This is a genomic window from Bacillus norwichensis, from assembly GCF_014836955.1.
In the GTDB taxonomy this organism is placed as follows: Bacteria; Bacillota; Bacilli; order Bacillales; family Bacillaceae_C; genus Siminovitchia; species Siminovitchia norwichensis.
The window spans coordinates 1-5285 of sequence record NZ_JACSPV010000080.1 but is presented as its reverse complement, the minus strand read 5'-3'; the positions used below and the strand labels follow the sequence as shown (position 1 = coordinate 5285).

The window sequence follows — 5285 nt, the reverse complement described above, 5'->3', positions numbered from 1 at the left end:
GGTAAGAATCAGTTTTCATTCTAGACGGTGGCGACGAGAAACGTCGCCCGATTGTTTCCTCTGAAAATCTGTGGCATTCGCCGGAGGCTTTAACTTTATTCAGCCGGGGTTTGAACCCCCACTGAATGGAATAACAATATGCATTCATCTCACCACGTACAGAAGTGGGAGACTTCTGCTGAATGAAGTTAAACTTCAAGAAACATGAAATCATGTGTTTAAAATAACTATATAGGGGCTATACTTAAAGTAGGACATTCCAATATTCCCCCTTTTTTATTAAATGGTCGTGGCTTTTTCAAGCCACGAATTTTTCTTTGTTAAAAAGCAGTTCCGACAGACAGGAAATACAATTGAAGCAGTCATCCAGACTTCATTTGGGAAAGCAGCCAAGAATTTGCCATATCAACATTTACCTCGCGTTTTTTCTATTTTCGTGGGCCTATCAAGGAGGGAACTAGTATGCAAGGAAAAAAAGTATGGATCAACGGCATACGTCTGTATTATGAAGAAAGTGGAAGCTCCAGCGCTGCACAAACAATCGTTCTTCTACACGGCTTTTTATCATCCGCCTTCAGTTTCCGCATGCTTGTCCCTTATTTAGAAAAAGACTTTCATGTTCTTTCGATAGACCTCCCTCCTTTTGGATACAGCGACAAAACAAAAAAGTTTCATTACTCCTATAAAAACATGGCAGCGACAGTTTTACGGCTGCTCGAGGTAGTCAATGTGGAGCGTTTTTCAGTGGCTGGACATTCGATGGGAGGACAGATTGCCCTGAACATGATACTCCAGTCACCAAAAAAAATCGATAAAGTCATCCTTCTTTCAAGTTCCAGCTATTATTCACGGGCAAAAAGGCATCATATACTCGCTTCTTATTTACCTTTTTTTCCCATCTTCATCAAGCATTACTTAGCAAAAACGGGTGTGATTGGTAATCTTAAAAGTGTTGTCTATGACCAGACCTTAATCAACAGTTCCATGATCGAGGGTTATGCACAGCAATTTGAAGATACGAGGATTTTTCCTGCACTGGCCAGACTACTCAGACATCGGGAAGGCGATTTGTCAATAAAGGCTCTGCAGAGCATTCAAACACCTTGTCTATTAATTTGGGGAGACCATGATAAAATTGTTCCCTTAAACATCGGAAAAAGGCTTGAACGGGATTTGCCACATGCTCGTCTCGTTGTTTTAAAAGAAACAGGACACCTCGTTCCAGAAGAAAGACCAAAGGAAGTTTATCAAGAAATCCAATTTTTTCTCAATTTGAGTACTTGATAGCTGACACTCCTGCTACAAATAGCTATAATTGGGGCTAAAATGAGCAGGAGAGGTGTTCGACGATTGATTAACTTTAATGAAAACATCGACCGAAAAAATACTCGCTCCCTAAAATGGGACGGCATGAAAAATCTATTCGGCAGGGAAGACCTTCTCCCCATGTGGGTAGCAGATATGGATTTCCGCCCACCAAAGGAAGTTAGTGATGCTTTAAAAGAGAAAGTGGATCATGGAATATTCGGCTATACAATCGTCACTGAAAGTTTAAACGAAGCAATCTGCGTTTGGACAAACACACGCCACGACTGGAGCATCAAACCTGAATGGCTGCTATACAGTCCCGGCGTCATTCCATCCATACATACAGCCATTCAAGCATTTACTGAACCCGGCGATAAAATTCTGGTCCAGTCACCTGTGTACACACCTTTTTTCCATATGATTGAAAGAAATTCAAGAGAGGTGGCTATTTCACAGCTTATTTTGAAAAACGGACGCTATGAAATTGATTTCGGCGATTTCGAAAAGAAACTCGGAAGCGGAGTGAAGATGTTCTTATTAAGCAGTCCTCACAATCCTGCTGGAAGGGTTTGGGAAAAGGAAGAATTGATCAAAATAGCAGAGCTTTGCAAGAAATATAATGTATTGATCGCTTCTGATGAAATTCACGCTGATCTTGTACCAGCACCTCATAAGCATATTCCAATTGCCTCATTAGATGAGTCATTTGCCGACATCACCTTGACATTCATGGCTCCGACAAAGACCTTTAACCTGGCTGGAGTTCAGGCTTCTTTTATGGTGGTGCCCAATAAAACACTGCGAACGAAAATAGCGGCTGTTCAGGCAAGCGACGGCTTTGCCATGCTGAATACATTCGGCTCGATTGCAATGGAGGCCGCATACAGGCATGGGGGTGCTTGGCTTGACGAAGTTTTGGAATATATCCGTTCCAACATTGATTATGTGAAAGAAACAATCAGCTCTCAGCTTCCTGATTTAGATGTGATTGATCCTGAAGGGACCTACCTCATTTGGATCGACTGCCGCAAACTCGGACTTTCTGATGCAGAACTAAAGAAGCGCATTCTAGAAAAAGGAAAACTAGCTTTGAATTTCGGGCATGCCTACGGTCCTGGAGGAGAAGGTTTTGTTCGGATGAATGTAGCATGCCCTAAAGAAACAGTGAGTGAAGGCGTGAGAAGGCTCCAAATGGCATTAGGCGAATAGTTTGACAGGGGTTGTCAAGAAAATCATAAAAATTGATTTTCTATGACGGCCCTTTTTTTAAGGACGTTCTTTTTTCCCCATCTTTATTTCGCCGGCTTTTTGTTTTTCGTTATTTCCCCACAGGATATCCTGTACCCTGAGCCTCCGGCAGGCTGAGACATTCCGTCATCAGCTTGTTCATGTATAACAAGCGAAGTCCCGTCTTTTGTATAAAGAGAGGTTTTCTTTTCCTCAAAGGTGACAGCACTCGCTGTCATATTCACCTTGGCTGTACCGTCCTCACCCACTATGAGATTCGGCAAATCTCCTGCATGCGGTCCCTTTTGATTGAGCAAACCATGCTCTTTCTTATCCGAATTAAAATGGTCTCCTGCTGATTCAAAATCTGGCGGCTCACATGTTCCTTTTTCATGGATATGCATGGCAAGCTCACCCGCAGGCAGTCCTTTTAATTCGCCTTTCAGTTTTATCCCCTTTGCCTGCTCTTCAAAAGTGATTTTTCCAATCGAATCGCCATCCGAATTTTTCATATCCACATCAAATTTCTTTGGCGGCTGATTCATACATCCTGCCAAAATAAAAAAAGCAAAGATCATAAAGCCCAGTATTCTCATAGTCTCCCTCCTGCCTCTTTTTTCCCATTCTTTCCATTGCGCAGAAGGTTTATTCAGGGATGACAGAGGGTGTACAAGAGTACTCAAAGCCATCTGTCGTGAATAAACTGTACCCTCGTTCAAAGTTCACCTACATTGAAAAACATAAGCAGTTTCTCGTTTTCAAATGAAAACCTCTCCCATTGATTTGGATTGAACAATAGGATACTTTTTATGTGCTGGGTTCTCCATGGTAAATAAATGTAGTTAGCTTACTACATTTATTTACCATGGAGGGCTTTTTTATGCCGCCCAATTCGATAAAAAAAAGCACCAATGAGGTGCTTATATGTGCTTGCTGTTTCTTTCGCGATTAATCTGTTCTTCGATCTCTTTCGTTTTTAGTTCCTGCTTCTTTGATACTTTTTTGATCACGATAAAAGTCAAAACACAGGCTACGCCAAAAATGGCCATTGAAATAGCTGCTGGAATATATTCCGACTTGTCTTCCGGAAAATATAAAAACGGCATGTATAATACAAATGACTGTAAAATGGACAGCACGTTAAACATCCCTTCCTCTTGATTGCATTACTTTCATTATACCCATATAACAGCATCACTTCCAATAGAGGAAAGGTGGCAAAAATGTGAAAGCCGCCAAGCGGCGGCTTTATCAAAATATGCGTAAAACTTTTGGACAGGCCTCTGCCCTCTCTCAATTGAGCGAAATCTGAGATAATCGTGCGAAATCGCTCATTCATTGTGCAAACACCTGTAATTCCCAAACATTATTCTTTAATGATATCGATACTTTCGATTGCAACATCTTCGACCGGCTTGTCTGCCATGCCTGTTTTTACATTGGCAATTTTGTCAACGACATCCATGCCCTCGATGACTTGTCCAAAAACTGTATGACGATGGTCAAGATGCGGTGTTCCGCCATGTTCCATATAAGCATCGACGATTTCTTTCGGAAAACCAGCCCTTTCCATTTGCCCCTTCATTCCAGGATCCATATGGCTGTTTTGGACGATAAAAAATTGGCTGCCGTTTGTTCCCGGTCCAGCATTTGCCATTGAAAGTGCTCCGCGAAGATTGAAAAGGTCCACAGAAAATTCATCTTCGAAAGTTTGGCCGTAAATGCTTTCTCCGCCTCTTCCTGTACCGGTCGGGTCACCGCCCTGGATCATGAAATCTTTGATAACACGATGAAAAATGATTCCATTATAATATCCATCTTTACTGTGCTTTATGAAGTTTTCCACTGTTTTAGGGGCTTGTTCAGGGAACAATTTTATTTTGATTGATCCAAGATTCGTATTCATTTGAACGACTTTCTCATTTTCTGCAACTTCTGTTGTCAATTGCGGGTAAGCAACTTGTTCTGACATGTTTATATCTCCTTTTCTCTTTTCTATTTTTTCTTTTTGGCCACATCCGGCCGCCAAAAAGAAAATTATCCAACAAATCATTAAAAGATTCCACTTTTTCAACTTACAAACCTCCATTGATTACTTTACAGTATATAAGCTGAAAAATCATCATTCTTTCATTTTGACCATATGTCCGCCATAATAGTAACATAGAGGTGATCATTACATGGAAAACGGACAAATTGTCAGAGCTTTTAGAAAAACAGGGGCGTACATAGGAGAACTTACTAAGGTCCAGCAAGATGTCTGTATTGTGCGTGTACTGGCTGTTTTAAAACATCCGATGCAAGGCAATCTCCATCATCCGCGAGAAGTGGAAGTCCCTTTCTTTCATGAAAGGAAAGCCCATGCCTTTCGAGAACAGATCCAGGTTCCATCCAATATGGTTCGGCCATATGAAGATGATATTCCCAAGTACGAAGTTAGTTTGCAGGACGCAGTGCAAAAACTCCATGATGAACTGGCCTCCAAACCTGAAAATCCCTTCAGCAAACGCAGTCTTGAAGCCTTAAAAATTTTAATTCCCGAATATGAATTGATGTATGGCATTGAATGGCCGAACATTGCCAAAAGCTGAATCTGTCGATTCGGCTTTTTTTCATGGTTTCGGAGAATGTCCACCCAGCATGCGTCTAAGTTGAATATTTTAACAACTAAAGTCACTAGCGTTGCATTAATTAAAAATATCAATTCAAAATACTAAAAAGATTCAAAGTTTATCAGTTTAGACAACAAA

The 5285-nt window shown here is 41.1% G+C and carries 6 protein-coding genes; 3 read left to right on the top strand and 3 right to left on the bottom strand.

Features of this window, described 5'->3' with window-relative positions:
- The first annotated feature begins 462 nt into the window (after window positions 1–462).
- Window positions 463–1284, top strand: coding sequence for an alpha/beta fold hydrolase (locus H9631_RS21850; protein ID WP_191816524.1), 822 nt, complete (start codon window positions 463–465; stop codon window positions 1282–1284).
- 69 nt (window positions 1285–1353) lie between these two features.
- On the top strand, window positions 1354–2517 hold the full coding sequence (locus H9631_RS21845; RefSeq protein ID WP_318246855.1) for a MalY/PatB family protein: 1164 nt from the start codon (window positions 1354–1356) through the stop codon (window positions 2515–2517).
- An 83-nt stretch (window positions 2518–2600) separates the two neighbouring features.
- On the opposite strand, the gene H9631_RS21840 is transcribed toward H9631_RS21845, so the two are convergent.
- From H9631_RS21840 to H9631_RS21830, 3 genes are all read right to left on the bottom strand, one after another.
- Window positions 2601–3131 carry a superoxide dismutase family protein gene (locus H9631_RS21840; RefSeq protein WP_191816520.1) on the bottom strand — a complete coding sequence of 177 codons (531 nt, stop codon included), beginning with the start codon at window positions 3129–3131 and terminating at the stop codon, window positions 2601–2603.
- 324 nt (window positions 3132–3455) lie between these two features.
- On the bottom strand, window positions 3456–3683 hold the full coding sequence (locus H9631_RS21835) for a hypothetical protein (protein WP_191816518.1): 228 nt from the start codon (window positions 3681–3683) through the stop codon (window positions 3456–3458).
- A 218-nt stretch (window positions 3684–3901) separates the two neighbouring features.
- Window positions 3902–4507, bottom strand: coding sequence for a peptidylprolyl isomerase (locus tag H9631_RS21830; RefSeq protein ID WP_191816516.1), 606 nt, complete (start codon window positions 4505–4507; stop codon window positions 3902–3904).
- A gap of 208 nt (window positions 4508–4715) precedes the next feature.
- On the opposite strand from H9631_RS21830, the gene kapB reads away from it, so the two are divergent.
- Window positions 4716–5126, top strand: a complete 411-nt coding sequence (gene kapB, locus H9631_RS21825; protein WP_191816514.1) for a sporulation phosphorelay system protein KapB — start codon at window positions 4716–4718, stop codon at window positions 5124–5126.
- Window positions 5127–5285 lie beyond the last annotated feature (159 nt).

What these genes read in the sequence shown, in the direction of transcription:
- H9631_RS21850 (WP_191816524.1), top strand. Translation starts at nt 463, where the DNA reads ATGCAAGGAAAAAAAGTATGGATCAACGGCATACGTCTGTATTATGAA.
- H9631_RS21840 (WP_191816520.1), bottom strand. Translation starts at nt 3,131, where the DNA reads ATGAGAATACTGGGCTTTATGATCTTTGCTTTTTTTATTTTGGCAGGA.
- H9631_RS21835 (WP_191816518.1), bottom strand. Translation starts at nt 3,683, where the DNA reads ATGTTTAACGTGCTGTCCATTTTACAGTCATTTGTATTATACATGCCG.
- H9631_RS21830 (WP_191816516.1), bottom strand. Translation starts at nt 4,507, where the DNA reads ATGTCAGAACAAGTTGCTTACCCGCAATTGACAACAGAAGTTGCAGAA.
- kapB (WP_191816514.1), top strand. Translation starts at nt 4,716, where the DNA reads ATGGAAAACGGACAAATTGTCAGAGCTTTTAGAAAAACAGGGGCGTAC.